Source organism: Micromonospora sp. 050-3 (assembly GCF_046549335.1).
GTDB lineage: Bacteria > Actinomycetota > Actinomycetes > Mycobacteriales > Micromonosporaceae > Micromonospora > Micromonospora trifolii.
Window position 1 is genome coordinate 2,420,719 of record NZ_JAJPVX010000002.1, and the last position, 19,786, is coordinate 2,440,504.

General features: G+C 72.2%; 17 protein-coding genes and 1 riboswitch. Of the genes, 11 read left to right on the top strand and 6 right to left on the bottom strand.

The window, feature by feature from the left end; genetic code table 11:
• Positions 1–98: 98 nt before the first annotated feature.
• Positions 99–1,262, bottom strand: a complete 1,164-nt coding sequence (locus ACLJOK_RS26200; protein ID WP_410821233.1) for a glycosyltransferase family 2 protein — start codon at positions 1,260–1,262, stop codon at positions 99–101.
• 300 nt (positions 1,263–1,562) lie between these two features.
• Here ACLJOK_RS26200 and ACLJOK_RS26205 point away from each other — a divergent pair, with 300 nt between their 5' ends.
• The 5 genes from ACLJOK_RS26205 to ACLJOK_RS26225 all read left to right on the top strand — a co-directional run bounded on the left by ACLJOK_RS26205 (position 1,563) and on the right by ACLJOK_RS26225 (position 6,602).
• Positions 1,563–2,798 (top strand): acyltransferase family protein, encoded by a 1,236-nt coding sequence (locus tag ACLJOK_RS26205; protein WP_410821234.1) that lies wholly within the window; start codon positions 1,563–1,565, stop codon positions 2,796–2,798.
• 92 nt (positions 2,799–2,890) lie between these two features.
• Entirely contained in the window at positions 2,891–3,313 is a 423-nt protein-coding gene (locus tag ACLJOK_RS26210) for a hypothetical protein (protein ID WP_410821235.1), read from the top strand.
• A 132-nt stretch (positions 3,314–3,445) separates the two neighbouring features.
• The gene (locus tag ACLJOK_RS26215) at positions 3,446–4,216 is read left to right on the top strand and encodes a hypothetical protein (RefSeq protein ID WP_410821236.1); all 771 of its coding nucleotides are present in this window, start codon (positions 3,446–3,448) and stop codon (positions 4,214–4,216) included.
• Between the two features lie 284 nt (positions 4,217–4,500).
• Positions 4,501–4,642, top strand: a riboswitch (cyclic di-AMP (ydaO/yuaA leader).
• Positions 4,643–4,874: 232 nt separating this feature from the next.
• Positions 4,875–5,723 carry a C39 family peptidase gene (locus ACLJOK_RS26220; protein WP_410821237.1) on the top strand — a complete coding sequence of 283 codons (849 nt, stop codon included), beginning with the start codon at positions 4,875–4,877 and terminating at the stop codon, positions 5,721–5,723.
• A 132-nt stretch (positions 5,724–5,855) separates the two neighbouring features.
• Positions 5,856–6,602 (top strand): alpha/beta hydrolase, encoded by a 747-nt coding sequence (locus ACLJOK_RS26225; protein ID WP_410821238.1) that lies wholly within the window; start codon positions 5,856–5,858, stop codon positions 6,600–6,602.
• Between the two features lie 4 nt (positions 6,603–6,606).
• Here the strand turns inward: ACLJOK_RS26225 and ACLJOK_RS26230 are convergent, their stop codons facing one another.
• From ACLJOK_RS26230 to ACLJOK_RS26245, 4 genes are all read right to left on the bottom strand, one after another.
• Positions 6,607–8,277, bottom strand: coding sequence for a CDP-glycerol glycerophosphotransferase family protein (locus ACLJOK_RS26230; protein WP_410821239.1), 1,671 nt, complete (start codon positions 8,275–8,277; stop codon positions 6,607–6,609).
• Between the two features lie 33 nt (positions 8,278–8,310).
• The gene (locus ACLJOK_RS26235) at positions 8,311–9,828 is read right to left on the bottom strand and encodes a D-ribitol-5-phosphate cytidylyltransferase (RefSeq protein WP_410821240.1); all 1,518 of its coding nucleotides are present in this window, start codon (positions 9,826–9,828) and stop codon (positions 8,311–8,313) included.
• 146 nt (positions 9,829–9,974) lie between these two features.
• The gene (locus ACLJOK_RS26240) at positions 9,975–10,751 is read right to left on the bottom strand and encodes an ABC transporter ATP-binding protein (RefSeq protein WP_354942344.1); all 777 of its coding nucleotides are present in this window, start codon (positions 10,749–10,751) and stop codon (positions 9,975–9,977) included.
• 34 nt (positions 10,752–10,785) lie between these two features.
• A complete protein-coding gene (locus ACLJOK_RS26245) occupies positions 10,786–11,679 on the bottom strand; it encodes an ABC transporter permease (protein WP_410821241.1) in 894 nt (297 codons plus the stop codon).
• Positions 11,680–11,859: 180 nt separating this feature from the next.
• On the opposite strand from ACLJOK_RS26245, the gene ACLJOK_RS26250 reads away from it, so the two are divergent.
• The 3 genes from ACLJOK_RS26250 (at position 11,860) to ACLJOK_RS26260 (ending at position 16,718) form a co-directional block, all read left to right on the top strand.
• Positions 11,860–12,498 (top strand): TetR/AcrR family transcriptional regulator, encoded by a 639-nt coding sequence (locus tag ACLJOK_RS26250; RefSeq protein WP_410821242.1) that lies wholly within the window; start codon positions 11,860–11,862, stop codon positions 12,496–12,498.
• A 124-nt stretch (positions 12,499–12,622) separates the two neighbouring features.
• Positions 12,623–14,734 carry a DUF6077 domain-containing protein gene (locus ACLJOK_RS26255; protein WP_410821243.1) on the top strand — a complete coding sequence of 704 codons (2,112 nt, stop codon included), beginning with the start codon at positions 12,623–12,625 and terminating at the stop codon, positions 14,732–14,734.
• 226 nt (positions 14,735–14,960) lie between these two features.
• Entirely contained in the window at positions 14,961–16,718 is a 1,758-nt protein-coding gene (locus ACLJOK_RS26260; RefSeq protein ID WP_410821244.1) for a CDP-glycerol glycerophosphotransferase family protein, read from the top strand.
• A gap of 106 nt (positions 16,719–16,824) precedes the next feature.
• Here ACLJOK_RS26260 and ACLJOK_RS26265 read toward each other — a convergent pair whose 3' ends face one another.
• Positions 16,825–17,163, bottom strand: coding sequence for a DUF952 domain-containing protein (locus tag ACLJOK_RS26265; protein WP_410821245.1), 339 nt, complete (start codon positions 17,161–17,163; stop codon positions 16,825–16,827).
• A 113-nt stretch (positions 17,164–17,276) separates the two neighbouring features.
• Between ACLJOK_RS26265 and ACLJOK_RS26270 the strand changes: the two genes are divergently transcribed.
• The 3 genes from ACLJOK_RS26270 to ACLJOK_RS26280 all read left to right on the top strand — a co-directional run bounded on the left by ACLJOK_RS26270 (position 17,277) and on the right by ACLJOK_RS26280 (position 19,782).
• Positions 17,277–17,588 (top strand): hypothetical protein, encoded by a 312-nt coding sequence (locus tag ACLJOK_RS26270; protein ID WP_091401431.1) that lies wholly within the window; start codon positions 17,277–17,279, stop codon positions 17,586–17,588.
• 97 nt (positions 17,589–17,685) lie between these two features.
• Positions 17,686–18,342, top strand: a complete 657-nt coding sequence (locus ACLJOK_RS26275; protein ID WP_091401433.1) for a response regulator transcription factor — start codon at positions 17,686–17,688, stop codon at positions 18,340–18,342.
• A gap of 9 nt (positions 18,343–18,351) precedes the next feature.
• On the top strand, positions 18,352–19,782 hold the full coding sequence (locus ACLJOK_RS26280; RefSeq protein WP_410821246.1) for a sensor histidine kinase: 1,431 nt from the start codon (positions 18,352–18,354) through the stop codon (positions 19,780–19,782).
• Positions 19,783–19,786 lie beyond the last annotated feature (4 nt).

The window sequence follows — 19,786 nt, forward strand, 5'->3', positions numbered from 1 at the left end:
CGGTGGTGCTGTCGTCGTCCACCCGGCGGGCGGACGACCTGGGACATCAGGGCGCCGGGAGCCGCCCCGGCTCTCGGCGTGCTCGGCGGTGGGGTCGATCACGGCAGCCGGCCGACGGCCAGCGCGTCGCGCCGCTCCGGCGCGAGCTCACCGTCGCGCGTCGGCCCGGCGCTCGCCGCTCGCCCCGGCTCCTCGTCGGCGGCGAGCGAACCGCCGTCGGCGCCGCCCACCGGGCCGGGACGACGCAGGCGGCCAGCGACCCGGTGGGCCTGGCGCAGCGCCGAGTACGCCAACCAGTCACCCCGCCCGACGAGGCGGTGCTTGAGCCCGGTCACGCCCGGGGGCAGCGGGTAGCCGCCGGTGGGCAGGTACCGACGGTAGTGCGCGGCGGCCCGGTGGAAGAAGTCGCGCCGCAGGTGTGGGTGCAGCCGGCCGTCGTTGCCCACCACCACCAGGTAGTGGCTGATCATCAGCTCGAACAGTTCGGCCTGCAACCGCTCGTCCGGGTGCTTCCGGGCGACCCAGTCCAACAGCCGCTCGTACTGGGCGAAGGCGTCGAAGTGCCGGCCGCTGCGGGTGGAGGTGATCGCGCCCTGGCGGCCCTGCCGGTACAGGTAGCAGACCCGGTCCAGCACGGAGATCTTCTCGGCCCCGATCAGCAGAGGGTGGCTGAACGGGATGTCCTCGTACCAGCCGGGGAAGAACCGCAGCTCCAGCTCGTCCATGAAGTCCCGGCGGACCACCTTGTTCCAGGCGGTGTGCTGCACCCGCAGCAGGTGCGGCTGGTCGGCCAGCCGGGTCACGCCGGTGATGCCGCGCAGCAGCGGGCTGCTCGCGTCGACCTCCCGCCGGCCGTCCTCGTGCACCCGCAGGTGGTCGAGCATCAGCACGTCGGGCTGGTGCTGGCGCAGCCGGTCCAACACCGCCGCGATCGTGCCCGGCGGCAACCAGTCGTCGCTGTCGACGAACCAGACGTACCGGCCGGTGGCCACGTCGAGCCCGGCGTTGCGGGCCAGCCCCAGACCCACGTTGCTGCTCAGGTGCACGACCCGCACGCCGTCGCGGCTGACCGCGTACGAGCGGAGCATGTCGCCGCAGCCGTCCGGGGAGGCGTCGTCGACGGCGATCAGCTCGACCGCGTCCGACTCGCCCGCCGGGATGTCGGCCCGGATCGACTCGAGGCACTGGTACAGGTATGCCTCGACGCCGTACACGGGCACGACGATGCTCAGCAGCGGTGCGTGCGTCGGCTCATTGACCACGTCCGCCACCTTCAACGACCCGGGTGGCCGGCCCCGGAACCTGACGTTGCCGCCGATGGTGGACTCTCTGAACTCCCGCCCAGCGGAAGGTTAACGCCGGGCCGGTGGACGGTCTCCCGGCCGGGGAAACGCGGGCTGGTGGGGCGGGTGGGATGCGTCCGGTTCACCCGGGAGTGACCCGGTAGGGTGCCTCGGTGCGGCCCTGCCGGGTCGTCGTGGGCGTCGCCGTCGCGCCGTCCGACGCCGCGCCGAGGAGGCTACGACAGTGCTGGTGACCCTGCCGAGCGCCGGGATCCCGGCATGACGAGCGTCGCCGCGATGTCGGCCGCCCGACCCGCACCCGCCCCGCCCCGGCTGCCCTCGCTGACCGGGCTGCGGTGGATCGCCGCTCTGCTGGTCTTCGGCTTTCACGCCGGCACCATGCGGATCATCGCCGAGCCGGACTACAAGGCAGTGGTTGACGAGCTGTTCACCCTGGGCCTCTCCGGGGTGCAGTTCTTCTTCATCCTCAGCGGGTTCGTGCTGGTCTGGTCGGCCCGCGAGGGGGACTCCCGGCGTACCTTCTGGCGGCGACGGATTGCCAAGATCTACCCGAACCACCTGGTGCTGTTCGCGGCGACGCTGGGCGTCGCCTGGTATTTCGCCGACCCGGTCCTGCCGGCGGCGGCGTTGGAGAACCTGCTGCTGTTGCAGGCGTGGGATCCCCGGCCGGGCTGGTTCTACAGCATCAACACGGTCAGCTGGTCGCTGTCCTGCGAGTTCTTCTTCTACCTCTGTCTGCCGCTGGCGCTGCCGCTGCTGCGCCGGGCCCGACCGAAGGTGCTCTGGGCGCTGATCGTCGCGCTGCCGCTGCTGATCCTCGCGCTCTGGCCGGCGCAGGAGTTGGTGCCGGAGGTGAGCCGCTGGTGGTTCACCCAGATCTTCCCGCCGGTACGGTCGCTGGAGTTCTGGTTGGGCGCGGTGGCTGCCGAGTTGATGCGCCGCCGGCTCTGGCGTGGTCCCAACCTGGCCGTGGCCACCGGGATCTTCCTGGTCACCTGGGTGGTGGCCGCGCAGTGGATCCGCGCCGAGCTGTGGACCACGCTGCTCGCTGTCGCGTACCTGTTGGTGATCACCGCTGCCGCGGACGCGGACGTGCGGGGTCGGCGCTCGCCGTGGCGGTCCCGGCCGCTGGTCTGGCTCGGTGAGGTCTCGTTCGCGTTCTACCTGGTGCACGTGCTGGTGATGACGAGCGTGCTGCGCTGGAGCGGAACCTGGGGGATCGGCTTCGCGGGCTGGCGTGGCCCGGCCGTGGTGTTCGGCTTCCTGGCGGCGACCCTGATCCTCGCCGGGCTGTTGCACCGCTTCGTCGAAACCCCGATGATGCGCCGGCTCGCGCCGCGCCGTGCGGCCCGTCCGGCGCCCGTTCCCCGACAACGCGCGGCCGGCGACGATGGCGCGCGAGACCTCGGAAGCAGCGCCCGCGGTGAGGTCGACGGACCTGCCGGCGCTGTCGGTCAGACCGGCGCTCGATCAACGTACGTCGACCTGAGCTGACAGCGTCCACCCTGGTCAAAGGGGTCGGCGCGGCGTAGTTCGACACGCCCGTGGTCGGTGCGCCAGGCTCGGCGCGACGGTAGCGTGGGGACGTGCTTCCGGTCGCGTTCACCTGTCCGCTGTGGTGGGTGGCGCGCTGGGCGACTCGGGTGCTGACCAGCCTCGCCGTCGTCGCGGCCCTGGCGCTCGGCGCAGGCCCGGCCACGGCCGCCTCGTCAACGCCCGGCCCGGTGCCAACGTCGAGTGCGGTGTCGGCCTCGGTCGCCGCCGGGTCGCTGGCGGCCTCCTGCTGGCTCGCCGGAGCACCCGGTGCGGCCCGCCCGGCCCCGGCGATACCTCCGGAGGTCACCGAGGAGCCGGTCCCGACCTGGTCGGTCGACATGCCGGTGGCGCTCCCCGGCGATCAGGGCACCATCGCGTCCGGCGTGCTGTCGGTCCGCGCTGCCGAATCTGACCGGCTGCCCCTCGTCGACGGTCCGAGCGGTCGGGCTTCCCGGGCCCCACCCGGGCGCTGAGCCACCGGGACGACCGTCCCGTCACCGCGCCCTGTCGACCCACAGCTCCCGGACCCGCCGACCCGTGGCCCACAGTGGCCCGTTGGCCGGCGCGGCTCCCCATCGCACTGCTCTCTCCCCGAGGTGCCGACCATGGAGACCGTCGTCTTCTACCAGTTCGTAACCGAGGTGCCGCAGGCCGCCGCCATCTGGTCGACGCTGTTCCTGCTGACCCTGGGCCTGCTCACCGTGCTGGCCGCCCGCCCCGAACGGGACCGGCCCACTGACGACCCGCTCCCGGCCGGGCCCACTCCTCGGGAGCTGGCCGCCGCCGAGGCCGTCGACCTGCGCCGCTACGCCGAGGAGGTGGCCGTCGCCGCGGCCGGCGCGGCCACCACCGCCAAGCGGTGGCGCGCCGCCTGGCTGACCGCTCAGGAGCAGCTGGAGCGGGCCTGGATCGGGTACGACGAGGCGGACACCGCCACGCGCCGCTTCGCGGGCGTCGGGACACTGCCCACCCCACAGACCCCGCACACCCCCGCCGAGTACGCCGCCCGGGAACGCTATCTGCACCGAGCGGCGATGGCGGCGTACTGGCGGGGCGACCTGACCATGGCACAGCTCGGCGACGTGTTCGGGCACCGGCGCGGCTGGGATCCCCGGCGACACCCGGTCGAGCAGGAGGTGCTGATCAGCCGGGTGATCCGGGATGCGCGGCTGGCCGACTACCAGGTGGCCGCCGACCGTGAGCGGGCCGCCTGGCGCGACGCGGAGTTGGCCGCCGAGTCGGCTCGTGCCCTCGCCGAGGAGGCGTACGCGGCGGCGGCCCGGCTCCGCCCCGCCCCGGTGCCCGCGCGTCGGACGGTGGCCGGGGCGTTGCGTCCCGCCGTCGTGGCACTGTGGCGCCCGGCCCGGGTGGGTTGAGCCCAATCCGTGATGTGAGGCCGGTCACCCCATTGCGAAATCGGACGTGCGGCGCGATCGGCGGCATTGTTCCCGCGATTGTGGTCGCGTTCTTTGCGGCCTGTCCGGTTGTCGCCCGTAGGCGTCACCGCAACCGGTTGTCCCATCGAGTCACATCATCGGCAATACGCGCAGAAATTGTCGCGCCAATTGGGGTTTACGCAGGTGAACCTGGCTTGGCAGGGCGCTGAGACGCCAGTAGTGTCGTCTCGTCCGGTGCGGTAACCGATCGCAAGACGCGACGCCGCATCGACCCGCTTAATCGTGATCAACGAGCCGGGGACCCATCAGTAAGTCTGGGGTGAATCCGCGAGCCACGGCCCGCGGTAGGGCGATCTTCCCGCCCGAATCCGTCAGCTAACCCGGTAGGCGGTGTCGGAAGGAGTCCCGTCCTCGTGCAGCACCTTTCCACCCCTCGGTTGTTCCCTCGCCTCCACGGCGCGGCGGTGCACCCGCTCATTCGTCCAGTGACGGTGAGCTGACCCCCGGGTCATCGCCTTTCCCGCCCGGCCGCGCCGGGCGTTCCCCTGAGCGGTTCACCATCCGCGGACCACGGTCCGCGCGCTGGCGCCTGCCCGGATGCCGGTCCGGCCCCGGTGTGCCGCTCTCCCCCCGACCCGTGGAGGACCCCGTGAAGCACACCCTGAAGCGTCAGCTCCGCCGCCTCGCCACCGAGCGCCCGTACCAGATCGTCGCCGCGTCCGCCGCGGCCCTCGCGATCGCCACCACCACCGGCGCCCTGCTCACCACTGCCGACGACGCCCCGGCCGGCCAGCGCACCGCGACCACTGTCGCCGAGATGCGCAGCGACGTCGCCGCCTCCCGCGGCGATGTCCGGGACGCGTCCCCCTCGGCCAGCGCCGCGCCGACCACCGCCGCCCCGGCCACCAGCGCCGCGTCCCCCGCGGCCAAGGCCAGCAGCAACCCTGACCTGACCCGCAAGCCGCAGCCGCCGAAGCCGCCCGCGACCAAGGTGCTCGACTACGACTACGAGGCGCAGAACACCTACTACAACTGCGGTCCGGCGGCCACCCGCAACGCGCTCAGCGCCGCTGGCATCGACCGCACCCAGGAGGAGCTCGGCGCCGAGCTGGGCACCACCGAGATGGGCACCAACTCGGCCGAGGACACCACCCGGGTGCTCAACGCCGAGGTGAAGGGCTCCCCGTACCGGACCCGGATGTTCCTCGGCGCGCCCAGCCCGGCTCAGATGGACCGGCTCCAGGCCGACGTGGTGAAGGCCATCACCGACGGGCGGGGCGTGGTGGCCAACGTCGTCGGGGACGCCACCGACACCGACGGCAGCTGGCACTCCTACGGTGGCGGGCACTACATCGCCGTCGTGGGCTACAAGGACAACGGTCGCACCGTGCGGATCGCCGACTCGGCGAACCCGGCCGACCCGTCGTACTGGATCACCACGATCGACCTGGCCAACTGGATCGCCAGCCGGGGCTACTCCGCCTGACCCGGGCACACTGACCGCCGCGGGCGCCGTCCTCCACAAGGGGCCGGCGCCCGCGGCGTTTGTCCGCGCGGTCCGCCGTAACCGTCATCGACGGCTCTCGTACCAGGCCGTGAACCATGGGAGACTGCGGCCGTGGTGGAGAAAACGGGTGGTCACGCCGGCCGCAGGCCGGTCCTGCTGCTGCTGCACGGCATGGGGGCGACCGGGGACGTGTGGTTGCCCTGGGCGCCGTACCTCGAGCAGCACTGGCCCGGGCGGTGGCTGGCACCGGACCTCGCCGGCCACGGCTGGGCGTCGCCGCTGCCGTCGTACTCCTTCGTGGGCTTCGCCCAGCAGATCGCGCAGGCACTCGCTCCCGACGACCGGCTGGTGGTGCTCGGGCACTCGCTGGGTGGGGTGGTCGGCCTGGCGCTGGCCGCCCGCGAGGCCGGGACGCCGGTGGACGCTGTGGTCGGGCTGGGCATCAAGGCGCTCTGGTCACCCGCTGAGCTGACCCGCGCCGCCGAGGTCGCCGCCCGCCCGGTGAGCTGGTTCGCCAGCCGCACCGAAGCGGCGCGCCGCTACCTGCGGGTCGCCGGGCTGGCCGGCTTGGTCTCGCCCGACCACCCGGTGGTGGACGCCGGGCTGCGCCAGGTCGACGGCCGGTGGCGCCTCGCCATGGACCCGGCCGCCTTCGCCGTCGGCGAGCCCGACCTGGCCGCGCTGCTGGCGGCGACCGACGTGCCGGTGGTGCTGGCGCGCGGCGAGAACGACCCGATGGTCACCGACGAACAGCTCAAGGAGTACGGCGTACCGGTCGCCACCCTCCCCGGCCTCGGGCATAACGCGCACGTGGAGGACCCGGCCGCAGTGCTGGCGTTGCTCGACCCGTATCGCTGAGCGGCTACGCCGGTGTGGACGCGGTCAGTGTCTCGGCCGGTGCCAGCTCCCGGCGGGCGGCGGTCAGGAACGCCTCGGCGTACGACTCGGCCGGGAAGTCACCCAGGTAGCGGCGGCGGGTGGCCCAGCGGGCCTCGGCCAGCGGGTCGGTGTCCAGCAGCGCGGTCAGCACCTCGTCCACGTTGGACATGTCCCGGCGCAGCACGTAACCCGACCCGGCCAGCGGGAACCGCTCCACGAACCGGTCGCCCTCGTCGCCCATGTCGGCGACCGCGTACGGCTTGCCGGAGTAGAGGAAATCCGAGATCACGCCGGACACGTCGGAAACCAGCGCGTCGGCGGAGTTGACGCACTCGGTCAGGCTCAGCTCCCGAGCCGCCGCGCCGACCACGTGCTGGCGGCCGGTGCGGGCCCGGTCGGCGACGAGCAGCTCGGTCAGGCGGCCCAGTTGGCGGGCCGATGCCGGGTTCTGCGCGGTGTACGGATGGGCCCGCAGGATCACCGTCGCGCCGCGCTCCAACAGTCGGCGCAACAGTTTGTCGGCCACCGGCAGCGAGCAGTAGTCGGCGTCGGCGTGGTGCCCGGTCCAGGTCGGCGTGTAGAGCACCGTCGGGTGCGCCAACCCTCGCGCGGGCTCCGGGCGTACCTCGATCGACTCGACCTGCGGGCGACCCACCACCACGAACTTGTCCGCCGGGATCTGCACTCCGGCGCGGGCGTACCTGTCGATCGCCGCCTGCCCGGCCACGAAGATCCGGTCGAAGATCCCCGACACCGGGTTGGCGCTCGGCGCCTTGTCGCTGTCGCCGTGGTGCAGCTGGATGTGGGTGAGCTGGGTGAAGCGGACGCAGTGGCTGTTCTTCGCACCGTGGTTGACGTAGAACGCCGCCCGCAGGCTCGGCACCAACGCCTCGTCCATGGCCGCCAGGGTGGGGCAGTAGACCACCGGTACGTCGGTGGCCGCCGCGATCGGAGCCAGGAACTCCGGCTCACGCAGCACGACCAGGAACGGTCGGCCGATCCGTTCCAGGTACGGCAGCCACATGGTGACCTGGTATTCCGAGCCGGGAGGCGCGGAGAAGTAGAGCAGGAACTCCGGCTGGTGCCGGCGCAGCGCGGCGGCCACCGACCCGCCACCGGCTCGCGGCCGGAACCGCCGCCGGGCCAGCTCCAGCGCGACCGCCCCGGCGCCCGCGCCGACCAGCAGGCTGGCGGCCAGCGCCACACCGGCCGGCAGGGCGAGCGCGGCGGCGAGCGCCAGGGCGGCGAGCAGCCCGAGCAGAGCCGTGCCGAGCCGGTCGGTGATCAGCGGCGTCCAGGCGCGTACCCGCAGATTTGCCGCCCGGATCTCCAGACTGCCGGCGGTGCGCAGGGGCCCCACCAGCAGCACCAGCCCCAGCAGGACCAGCCCGGTGGCGACCAGCGCGAGGTTGAGCCCGCCGTCCAACCGCCGGGAGTAACCGACCAGGATCGCCGCGGCGATCAACGCGGTCTCCGCCACCAGGTCGGCGCTGGGCCGGATCCGCTGTTCGGCGGCCGAGGCGGCCAGCGCGGCGACGGCCAACGCCAGCCCCCAGCCGGTGGCGCCGGTCAGCGCCAGCACGACAAAGGCCAGCACGGCCAACCCGGTGGTCAGGCACCGGGCGGCCAGCTTTCGGACCAGGTCGCCGCGCATGTCGCTCCGTTCGTGGTTCCGCAGCCGCCGGGGTCAGTTGGCGGACGTCGCGCCGGCTGGCGTCTCGAACCGACCGGACCCGGACTGGGCCGGCACGCTCGGCGTGGGCCCGTCGCCGGGTGCCCGGCGTACGTCGATCACCTGGCCGGTCAGGTCGGAGATCAGCACGTCCAGCGACGACTGGGCGACGGCCTCAGCGGCGAGCAGGGTGTGCTCCGGCTCCTCGCCGAAGGCCCGCGTCCGCATCGGGGTGGCGGTGCGCTCCGGATTGATGCAGTTGACGCGAACACCCACGTCTGCCCACTCGTCGGCGAGCGCCTGGGTGAGGTTGACCAGGGCGGCCTTGGTGGCCGAGTAGAGCGCGTAGCGGGCCCGGCCCCGGGTGTAGGAGCTGGAGGTGTAGAGCAGCAGCTGGCCCTTGGTCTGCTGGAGGTACGGCAGGGCCTGGCGGGCGATGGTCACCGGGCCGACGAAGTTGACCTGGAGCAGCCGGTCCATGGTTTCCTCGTCCATCTCGGCGAGGGCGCCCTTCTCCAGGATGCCGGCGGTGACCACCACGTGGTCGATCCGGCCGGTGGCCTCGAAGGCGGTCGTCAGCGCGGCCTCGACGTCCTCGGCCCGCTCCACGTGGGTGCCGGTGCTGGAACGGCTGAACGGAAAGACCTGGGCGCCGTAGCGCCGGGCCAGCTCGGTCAACTCGTGGCCGATGCCGTAGCTGCCGCCGAACACCACGATGGTCCGGCCGGTCAGCTCCTCGCTGTAGCTGCGGTGGTCGGTCAGCCGGGGCGCCTGCGCCGCGGCGAGCTGGAAGAGCTTGTCCGCCAGGTGCACGTCGACCGGGTGGGTGACCTTGATGTTCTCGTCCGAACCGTCGATCACCTTGATCGGGGTGCCGGGCAGGTAGCGCAGCACCACGCCGCAGTCGTCGGTGGCGGCGAAGTCCCTGTCGTCCTCGGCGATCTGGTACGCCGCCCGGATCGTGGGGGAGCGGAACGCCTGCGGGGTCTGGCCACGGCGCAGCCGGGAGCGTACCGGGATGTCGGTGATGCAGTCGTTCTCGTCGACCTGGATGATCGTGTCCGCGGAGGGGATGGCCACGTCCACGGCGTCGTAGCTCCAGAGCGCGTTGACGCACTCACGCACGATCCGGCCGCTGAGCAGCGGGCGCACCGCGTCGTGGAAGAGGATGTTGCAGTCTTCCGGGCCGACCGCGTCCAGCGCGATCCGGGTGGTCGCGTTGCGGGTGTCACCGCCCTCGATCACCTTGGTGACCTTGCGCAGGCCGGCCTTCTCGACGATCTGCTGGGCGTCCTCGACGTGGCCGGTGGCCATCAGCACGATGATCTCGTCGATCTCCGGTGCCGCCTCGAAGACCGCCAGGGTGTGCTCGATGATCGGCTTACCGGCGATCTTCAGCAGTTGCTTCGGGATGCCGAGGCCCAGCCGGGTCCCGGTGCCGCCGGCCAGAACCACCGCCACTGTCCGCGAGGGCCGCCACGGCGTCGGGGTCTCCGCTTCGGCGTCCGGGCCAGTGGTCTGGTCCTGCGTCATTGCCGGATCCTCACTCTCAGGGATGCGTTAACGGAAGGTTCCGCCCGAGCGGCGACGGAATGAACCTTAACGCGCGGACCGCGTCGCCCCAACGCGGGCGACGCGGTCCTCGGGTGTCATGTCGATGCCGGACGTTCGCCGGAACCCTACTTGCTGTTCGCGTACGCCTCGTACGCCCGGATGACCTCGTCGGTGGGGCCATCCATCCGGATGACGCCCGACTCCAGCCAGATCGTCCGTTCGCAGGTGTCCCGTACCGAGGAGAGCTGGTGGCTGACCAGGAACACCGTTCCCGCACCCTCCCGCAGCTCCCGCACGCGCTGCTCGCTGCGCTTGCGGAAGCCCTTGTCGCCGGTGGCGAGCGCCTCGTCGATCAGCAGCACGTCGTGCTTCTTGGCGGCGGCGATGGAGAACCGCAGCCGGGCCGCCATGCCCGACGAGTACGTGCGCATCGGCAGGCTGGCGAAGTCGCCCCGCTCGTTGATCCCGGAGAAGTCGATGATCCCCGCGGCCTGCTTGGCCACGTCGTCGGGGTGCATGCCCATGGCCAGGCAGCCGAGGGTGACGTTGCGCTCCCCGGAGAGGTCGTTGAGCAGGGCGGCGTTGACGCCCAGCAGGGACGGCTGCCCCTGGGTGTGGATGGCGCCCCGGTTCACCGGCAGAAGGCCGGCGATGGCCCGCAGGATGGTGGACTTGCCGGAGCCGTTGCTGCCGATCAGCCCGATCGCCTCGCCCCGGTACGCGGTGAAGGAGATGCCCTTGACCGCGTGCACCTCCCGGACGTTCGGCGCGTGGGTGCGCTTCACGAGCCGGCGCAGCGCGGCCACCGGCGTGGTGCCACCGGCGGCGCCCTGGTGCACCCGGTAGATGATGTGCGCGTCGTCCACGACCACTGTCGGGATGCGCTCCTGGTTTCGGGTCATCGTCGCGCTCGCCTCAACGGGGGCGTCGAAGTGATCAACCACGGCCGTACTCCTGTTCGCCGCGCCAGAAGTAGATGAAGCCGCCGATGCCGGCGACCAGCGCCCAACCGGCGCCGACCAGCCAGAGCTGGGTCAGCGACTCGTTGAGCAGCGGTGCCTCCTCGAGTAGCGCGTACCGCGCCAGCTCGATGTAGACCAGCAGCGGGTTGTACTGCACAAGCGTCGTCGCCCAGCCGGGCAGCCGGTCGAAGAGGGTGACGCTGTAGAGGACGCCGGAGCCGTACATCCAGGTCCGCATGATGAACGGCATGACCTGCTTCAGGTCGCTCGACTTGGCGCCGAGGCGGGCCACCAGCAGCACCACGCCGGCGTTGAACACCGCTTGCAGCAGCAGCGCCGGCACCAACAGCAGCCACTCCCAGGTGAGCGGCTCGCCGGTGGCCAGCACGATGCCGACCAGCACCACCATCGAGGCCAGCAACTGCTGGAACTGGGTGATCGTGGTGGACAGCGGCAGGCTGGCCCGGGGGAAGTGCAGCGCCCGGATCAGCCCGAGGTTGCTGCTGATCGACTGGGTGCCGGCCAAGACGGCGCTCTGGGTGAAGTTGAAGATGAACAACCCGGTGGTCAGGTAGGCGATGAAGTTCGGGATGCTGTTCTGTGCCAGCACCACCCCGAAGATCAGGTAGTAGACCGCCGCGTTGGTCAGCGGGGTGAGCACCTGCCACAGCTGACCCAGCTTGGCGTTGCTGTACGAGGCGACGAGCTTGGCATTGGCGTACGCGGCGATGAAGTGCCGGTAGGCCCAGAGTCGGCGGCTGTACTCGACGAGGCTGGGTCGCTCACCGGCGACCCGTAGCCCGTGCCGAGCGGCCAGCTGCGCCTGGGTCAGGCCCGTGTCGGGGTCGACCAGCGCGGTGGTGGCCATGGAAATGGCGCTCCGATCTTTCGTGCAGACGGGGGTTGCTCGCGACGATCGAATCCTAGTGGGAAATTTGCGCGGGGCGCCGCCTCGTCGCTGCGAGGACAGTAGTCCGAAACACGTCGGGACGCAACCGTACCGTCGTTGCGCTACGCTGTCCGGCGTGACCTGCGATAAGAGCCCTCGATGACCACCGAAAAGAGGCGGGCGCCGGCTGGCGCGGCGGTGCTGCGCGACGAGATCACCACGGCGATCCGCCGGGCGCTGATGCAGGAGCTCGCCGCCGTCGGCTACGGCCGGCTCTCCATCGAGGCGGTGGCCCGGCGGGCCGGCGTCAGCAAGACGGCGATCTACCGCCGGTGGAGCTCGAAGCTCGACCTGGTGCTGGAGATCGTCGCCGCCGCGGCACACGGCAAGCTCCCCGCTCTGGACACCGGCACGCTGCGCGGTGATCTCGCGCTGCTGTTCCAGGCGGTGGCGCACGCGCTGCGCCACCCACTGGCGTCGCAGATCATTCCGGACCTGCTGGCCGAGGCCGCCCGCAACCCCAGCATCGACGCGACCCTGCGTCAGGTGCTGCACGCCCGGCAGCAGGAGATCGGCGGTCGCCTGGTCACCCGTGCGATGCAGCGTGGCGAGCTGCCCGCCGACACCGAGCTGGACGCCGCCATCGACCTCATCGTCGGGCCGCTCTACTGGCGGCTCGCCATCGCCCGGCTCCCACTCACCGACGGCTACCTCGACAACCTGGTCGAATCCGTGGCCGCCGGGCTCGGCGCCGACAGCGCGCTGCCCCGTCCCCGGGCGGCTCCGATATCGGGCTGACCAGCCCTCGACACTCGGTCGCCAGCAGCAGCGGCCCCCCTGCCCGACTCCGCTACGCTGCCCCCTTGACACCCGGCCGTCACCGTGCCGACGCCCCTCATCCGCCTGACGAGTAAGGACGCCCGTGGCCAACGTCGACAGCATCGCCGTAGCGCCCGCCGAACCGGACCCGACGCCGCGGACCGGGCCGGCATCCCGACCCGCCGGCGCTCGCGCGGGGCTGTCCCGGGTACGCGCGCTGGTGGCCGTCGCCCCGGCGGTGCTCACCGACGGCGCCGTGATCGCGTTCGCGCTCTTCACAGTGCTCTACCACCTGGCCTTCCTGGGGGACCTGCGTCCGTCGGTGACCTTCCGGATCTGGCTGCTGGCCTGTGTGGTGCTCGCGGTCGTGGCCGTGCTGCGCGCCCGCCGCCGCGCCCCGGCCGACAGCACCCCGACCGACAGCGCCCCGGCCGCTCAGGATGAACCCGTCGTCGCACGCGCCGCCGCCGACCGCCGCCTGCTGATCGGGGTTCTGGTCGCCGCCGTGGTGGCCGCAGTCTCCGCCGGGGTGGCCGGCACCGGCACCAGCCTCTCCTGGTGGATCCCGGCGGTGGCCGGCCTGCTCGCTGCCGTCGGCGGCCTCCTGCTGGTACGCCAGGCCTGGGTGAGCGGCCCGGCGCCCACCCCGGCGGCCCCGGCGCCCACCACTGTGCAGTCGGCGTACGCGCTGGTCGTCTCGGCCCTGGTCGGCATCTCCTCGTTCTTCATGGCCCGCAACACCCCGGACGACGTCTACTACGTCGGCAAGTCGGTGTGGATCGCCGAGCGCGACCTGATCCCGCTCAACGACTTCCTGTTCTCCGAGAACGTGCTGCCGTCCATGGGCTCGCAACCGCCCATCCCGTCGATCGAGGTCTTCGACGGCGCGTTCGCCAATGTCGTCGGCATCCACGCCAGCTCGGCCCTCTGGTACGTGCTGCTGCCGATCATGGCGGTGATCGCGGCGCTGGCGCTGTGGCGGCTGACGCACCGGTGGGCCCCGCGCCGTCCGCTGCTCGCCTTCACAGTGGCGATCGCGTACCTCTACCTCGTCGCCGGTGACGATGCCGCGCTGGGCACGTTCCACCTGCTGCGGCTGCACGAGGGCAAGGGGATGTTCGTCTCGGCGGTCATCCCGCTGATGTGGCTCTACCTGACCGAGTGGTTCGACAACCGGTCGCGGCGCAGCCTGCTGCTCATCGTGGCCCTCTCGATCACCGCGATCGGGCTCACCAACACCGCGGCGATCATCCTGCCGATGCTGGTCGGCGCCGCCGGCTTCGCCATGCTGCTGGTCGGCCGTTGGAAGGCGGCCATCGTCGCGGCGGTCGCCGCCCTCGCGTACCCGATCGGCTCGCTGGTGGTCTCCCGGCTGCTGCTCGGCGGGATGACCGCGACCGGGGCGGACGACGCCTTCTTCGACGCGGCGTACACCTACAAGCGGACCCTGTTGTTCGGTGTGGTCGGGGTGATCAGCGGTCTCGCGCTGTGGTGCGGCGCGCTGCTCGCCCGTCGGCGTACGCCCGCGCTGCTCGCGGCCGGCGCCGCCCTGGCGTTGAGCGTGTTGTTCGTGCCCGGCGTGCTGGAGCTGCTGAGCGCGTTGAGCGGCATCTCGGTGGTGCTCTGGCGCGTGCCGTGGCTGCTCGCCCTGCCGACGCTGATCGGTCTGCTCTGCACCGTGCGCGTGCCGGCACCGACCCCGGCGTTGCGCCGGGCGGCGTCCGGGGGGATCGCGGTGCTGCTGGTCGCCTCGTTCGCGCTGTTCGCCACCCCGATGTGGTCGTCGAAGAGCTGGGTCGAGGTGCACGACCGCCCCACCTGGAAGCTTCCGCAGCAGCGTCAGTCGATCGCGTTCTGGATCAAGGGCCTGGACCGCCCGGAGGGCCTGCTGCTCGCCCCGAAAACGATCATGCGGACCACGCCGATCATCACCAGCGAGGTCCGGGTCGTCCTGCCCCGCGACTTCTACCTCGTCGAGTACGACCTCAGCTCCCAGTTCGCCAAGGACCGACTGCTGCTCTCCGACTTCGCCGACGGCACCTCCAGCCCGACGCCGGCCGAGCTGACGCCGGTACTGGACCGCCTGGACGTGGGCACCATCTGCGTCTACAACGGCAACCGGTACGCCCGCGACACCGCGCCGCAGCTGGGCTACCGGGAGTTCGCCACGCGCCCGGCGCCCGGCGCGATGACCTGCTTCCGGCGGGTCGGCTGAGCGCTTCACCCGCACCGAGCGCCCGACCCCGAGGTGGGTCGGGTGCACCCCGGTGTGGAACTTTGCCCGAAATGGTGCCGGATACCCGAGCGACACCGAGCTGTCCCCTCGCGTTAAGGTCGCAGTCACACGCAGCCGGCCGCGACTGAGCCGCTGCGCGACGGGGGAGTGACGTCGGTCCATCACGGGCATCGCCCGCAACGAAACCTCGTAGGGAGCGAACTCTTTGTTCGGCACGTTCACAGGACGCCTCGGAGTGGCCGCCCAGAGTGCGCTACTGGTACTGGCCTACCTGGTCATGCTCCTCGGCGGCGTATTCGGTTGGGTCGGCCTGTTCGCCGTCGCCGGCCTTGCCGCCATCATCGGCGAGTTCGCCGTCGCCCGCTGGTCACCTCCGTCGCAGCTGCTGTTGGAGAAGGTGGGCCTGCACTGGTCGTACCGACAGCTCACCCGGGACCTCGCCGCCGTGTTGCTGGTCGCCGCCGAGGTGCGGCTCACCGGCGGCGAGCTGACCCTGCTGCTCGTGCTGCCGGCCGCGGTGTGGGTCGTGTCGGTCTTCGCCGGTGCGTTCTCCACCATGATCGAGCGTCGTAACCCGCTCTCCGCCATGGTGCGCAACATCGAGCTGGGTCCGCTGTCCAGCGCCCCGCAGCCGCCCGCCTGGGCGGCGGCGGTCGCCGGTGACCGGATGCCCCTGCTCAACCTGCTGCTGGTGCCGGCCGGCGTGGCCGCGGCGGTGCAGCACGATCCGACGCCGTTCTTCGTGGCCGGCGCTGTGGCGGTCCTGGCGACCGCTCTGGTGGGCGCCATCATCGCGCTGACCTGGCTGCGGGGCCGGGGCGCGGGGCAGGGTCCGCTGCTGCCGGCGGTCCAGCGTTGGCTGGACAACTACCGGCCGGAGGTGGCGCTCTACTTCGCCGGCCCGGCCAAGGACGTCTACCAGGCGAACATGTGGCTCGCCCCGGCCGAGGCGCTCCAGCAGCGCGCTGTGGTGCTGTTGCGCAGCCGGGACGCGTTCCTCGAGCTGGCCGACACCCGGCTGCCGGTGATCTGCGTACCGGCCGGGGTCGACTTCATGAACCTCGACCTCGGCGGCATCCGCGCGGCGCTCTACTCAGCGAACGTCGGCGCGAACATCCACATGCTCCGCGAGCCGGGTACGAAGCACGTCTTCGTCGGGCACGGCGACAGCGACAAGCAGGCCAGCGTCAACCCCTACAGCAAGGTGTACGACGAAGTCTGGGTCGCGGGCCTGGCCGGCCGGGAACGCTACGCGCGGGCCGGGGTGGGGGTGCTCGACTCGGACATCGTCGAGATCGGCCGACCGCAGCTCGCCGGTGTGCACACCTTCGGCGCCGAGTCGGTGGACCGGCCGTTCACAGTGCTCTACGCGCCCACCTGGGAGGGCTGGCTCGACGACGACCCGTACCACACCTCGCTGGTGCTGATGGGTGAGCGGATCGTGAAGGGGCTGCTCGCCACGAATCCTCGGGTCCGCCTGATCTACAAGCCGCACCCGCTCACCGGGTCGCGGTCCAGGGCGGCGAAGGTCGTGCACGACCGGGTCGTCACGGCGATCCGCGCTGCCGGCGGCAACCCGGACGCCTCCTCGCTGGACGGCACCGCGCACCTGGTGGTCACCGGCCGCACGCCGGCGCTGTTCGACTGCTTCAACCAGACCGACCTGCTGATCAGCGACGTGTCCAGTGTGGTGTCCGACTTCGTGCAGAGCCAGCGGCCGTACGTGGTGGCCAACCCGGCCGGCCTGTCGGAGGACGAGTTCCGCCGGGAGTACCCGACGGCTCGGGCCGCGTACCTGCTCTCCAAGGACTGCGGCGAGCTGGAGAAGATCGTGTCGGTCACCAGGGCCGGTGACGACCCGATGACCGAGGCCCGCCGGGAGCTGAAGACCTACCTGCTCGGCCCCGCCGAGGCGAACCCGATGGACCGGTTCCAGCAGGAGATCGACCGGCTCTGCCACTGAGCCCCGTCCCTACGGCATCGCGCCCGGCCCGACACTGTCGGGTCGGGCGCGTCCGTGTCAGCCAGCAGAGCCGCCACCGGGTCGGCCCGGCGGAGCGTCCACCGGGTCAGCCCAGCAGGGCGGCCACCGCGTCGGCGGCCGGAAGGTCCGCCGGCAACGCCCGCGCCGCCACCACCGCCGCGACCGGCAGCGGGCCGTACACGTGCGGGAAGAGCTGCCCGCCGCGCGACGGCTCCCACCGCAGCGCGTCGCCCAGTCGCTCCTCCTCGACGCTGAGCAGTGTCAACCCGGGCGCCCCGGTGAAGTACCGCCGCGCCGTCTCGACCACCTGGTCGGCGCCGGAGAGGTGGATGAACCCGTCCTGCCGGTCCACCGCGGAGCCGGTGAAGGCACCGGCGGCGAGGGCGTCGTCCCATTCCGCGCTCGACAGCAGTTTGTAGATCACCACAGCAGCGTACGGGGCCGTGGTCGGCGCGCCTGCCCGGTTTTCGCCGGTACCGCAGCGCCCGTCGCCTCCCGCCGGGCATGCTCAGGTCAAGGGCCGCGGAGGGATGGACGATGCAGAGTTACGACGATGACTGGACCGACAGCCAGCGCGCGCTGTACGACGAGTGCTACCAGGCCGGTGGCGAGTGGGCCGATGACCCGGACACGTCGTCCGACGACGTGCAGCACGTGATCAACCTGGCCGAGGCGGACGACGACGCCTTCCAGGACGCCGAGATCGACTATCCGGCCCTGGTCGACGCGGTCACCCAGGCCAGCGGGGTCAGCGTCACCAGTGTGCCGGCCAGCCACGAGGACCCGGGCTTCCGCGGGTTCACCGACGGCGTCCGGGACGCCGTCGCCGACGACACCTTCGGCCTGTAGCGGCCGGTAGCCCGCCCAGCGCGAGCGGGTGGCCTCCCGGTCCGCGCGCTCTTCTGCCACCATTCGCAGAACAGCGCTGCGACGGACGGGGGCACGGGTGCGGATCCTGTTGGTGGAGGACGACCGCCGGGTGGCCGCTGCGCTGTCCTCCGCCCTCACCCGCCGCGGGTACGAGGTCGAGCACGCCGCCACCGTCGCCGCCGCGCTCTCCGCCGCCCCCTGTGACCTGGTGCTGCTCGACCTGACCCTGCCCGACGGCGACGGCACCGACCTGTGCCGGGAGTTGCGTCGGCGCAGCAGTCAGCTCGGCATCATCGCGGTGACCGCCCGGGGTGAGGAACGGGACCGGGTGCTGGGTCTGCGCCTGGGCGCGGACGACTACGTGGTCAAGCCGTTCTCGATGGTGGAGCTGCAGGCCCGGATCGAGGCGGTGCTGCGCCGCGCCGCGAACGCCGCGCCCGAACGGCACCTCATCGAGGCCGGGCCGGTCCGCATCGACGTGGCCGCGCGGACGGTGACCGTCGACGGCCGTGCCGTCACGTTGACCCGCAAGGAGTTCGACGTGCTGCTCTCGCTGGCCCGCCAGCCCGGGGTGGCGGTGCCCCGCGACCGGATCCTGCTCGACGCCTGGGGCACCACCTGGGCCGACCGGCACACCGTCGAGGTGCACGTCGGGTCGCTGCGCGGCAAGCTCGGCGACGCCCGCCTGGTCGAGACCGTGCGCGGCGTCGGCTACCGGCTGCGCGACGCGTGAGGAGCTGACGTGCGCCGTCGCCTGGTGATCAGCTATCTGCTGCTGATGGTCCTCGTCCTCATCGCGTTGGAGACCCCGCTTGCCGCCACCATGGCCAGCCGGGAGACCGAACGGGTCCGCGCCGACCGGCTCGCCGACGCCACCCGTTTCGCCTCGCTGGCCGGCCCGGCGTTGCGCGACGGCGGGCCCGGCCCGATCGAGTCGGAGCTGACCAGCTACGACGACCTGTACGCGATCAGCGCCGCGATCGTCGACCGGGACCGGAACATCCCGGTCTCGTCGCCGAGGTGGCAGGCCAGCCCGGGGACCGCGACGGTGCTGGACGTCGCGCTGTCCGGGCAGCAGACCAGCGCCCCCGAGTCGGTCTGGCCCTGGACGACCGACCCGGTGGTGGTGGCGGTACCGATCAACGACGGAGGTGAGGTGCTCGGCGCGGTGGTGATCGTGACCCCGGCCGGCCCGATCCGTCGAGCCGTCGTCGCGTGGTGGCTGCTGCTCGCCTTGGCCGGTCTGCTCGCCGTGCTGGCCTGCGTGCTCACCGCGTTCGGGCTGGCCGGTTGGGTGCTGCGCCCGGTCACCGAACTGGACGCCGTCACCCACGAGATCGCCGAGGGCGACCGGGGCGCCCGGGTGCAGCACCGGTTGGGACCGCCGGAGCTGCGCCGCCTCGCGGCCAGCTTCAACCACATGGCCGACGTGGTCTCCGACGTGATGGACCGGCAGCGTGCCTTCGTCGCGCACGCCAGTCACCAACTGCGCAACCCGCTCACCGCGCTGCGGCTGAGGGTGGAGGAGTTGGGGCCCAGCCTCACCGACCCGGACGGTAGGTCCGAGCACCGGCTGGCGCTGGAGGAAACCGACCGGCTCGCGCTGGTGCTCGACGCTCTGCTCACCCTCGCCCGGGCCGAACGGGAGGAGAACGAGCGCGTCACAGTGGACGCCGCCGCGGTGGCCGCCTCCCGGGTGGCCGCGTGGGCGCCGCTGGCCCGGCACCGGTCGGTCGCGTTGCGGCTGGCCACGAGCGACGCCCCGGCGTACGCCCAGACCGTGCCGACCGCCGTCGACCAGGCGCTGGACGCGCTCATCGACAACGCGGTGAAGTTCAGCGGGACGGGCGGGGCGGTGACGGTGACGGTGGCCCGCCGCGACGGCGGGGTGGCGCTGGAGGTACGCGACTCCGGCCCCGGCATGACCGAGAGTCAGCTCGGCCAGGCGACCGAGCGGTTCTGGCGCGCCCCGGACGCGCAGAACGTGGACGGCGCGGGGCTCGGCCTGACCATCGCCGCCGTGCTGGTGGACGCCTCGGACGGGCGGCTCACCATGCGCCCGGGGGAGTCGCGGGGGCTGGTCGCCGCCTTGTGGTTCCCGACGCCGGCCCCTGCGGTGGAGCCGGCGGAGGAGAAACCGGCCGCCGAGCTGCGACCCTCCCCGGCACGGTAAGGCC

Coding starts and splice junctions, on each gene's coding strand:
- ACLJOK_RS26235 (WP_410821240.1), bottom strand. CDS start 9,828: ATGACGCAGGACCAGACCACTGGCCCGGACGCCGAAGCGGAGACCCCG.
- ACLJOK_RS26230 (WP_410821239.1), bottom strand. CDS start 8,277: ATGCGCGGCGACCTGGTCCGAAAGCTGGCCGCCCGGTGCCTGACCACC.
- ACLJOK_RS26245 (WP_410821241.1), bottom strand. CDS start 11,679: ATGGCCACCACCGCGCTGGTCGACCCCGACACGGGCCTGACCCAGGCG.
- ACLJOK_RS26250 (WP_410821242.1), top strand. CDS start 11,860: ATGACCACCGAAAAGAGGCGGGCGCCGGCTGGCGCGGCGGTGCTGCGC.
- ACLJOK_RS26215 (WP_410821236.1), top strand. CDS start 3,446: ATGGAGACCGTCGTCTTCTACCAGTTCGTAACCGAGGTGCCGCAGGCC.
- ACLJOK_RS26240 (WP_354942344.1), bottom strand. CDS start 10,751: ATGACCCGAAACCAGGAGCGCATCCCGACAGTGGTCGTGGACGACGCG.
- ACLJOK_RS26270 (WP_091401431.1), top strand. CDS start 17,277: ATGCAGAGTTACGACGATGACTGGACCGACAGCCAGCGCGCGCTGTAC.
- ACLJOK_RS26205 (WP_410821234.1), top strand. CDS start 1,563: ATGACGAGCGTCGCCGCGATGTCGGCCGCCCGACCCGCACCCGCCCCG.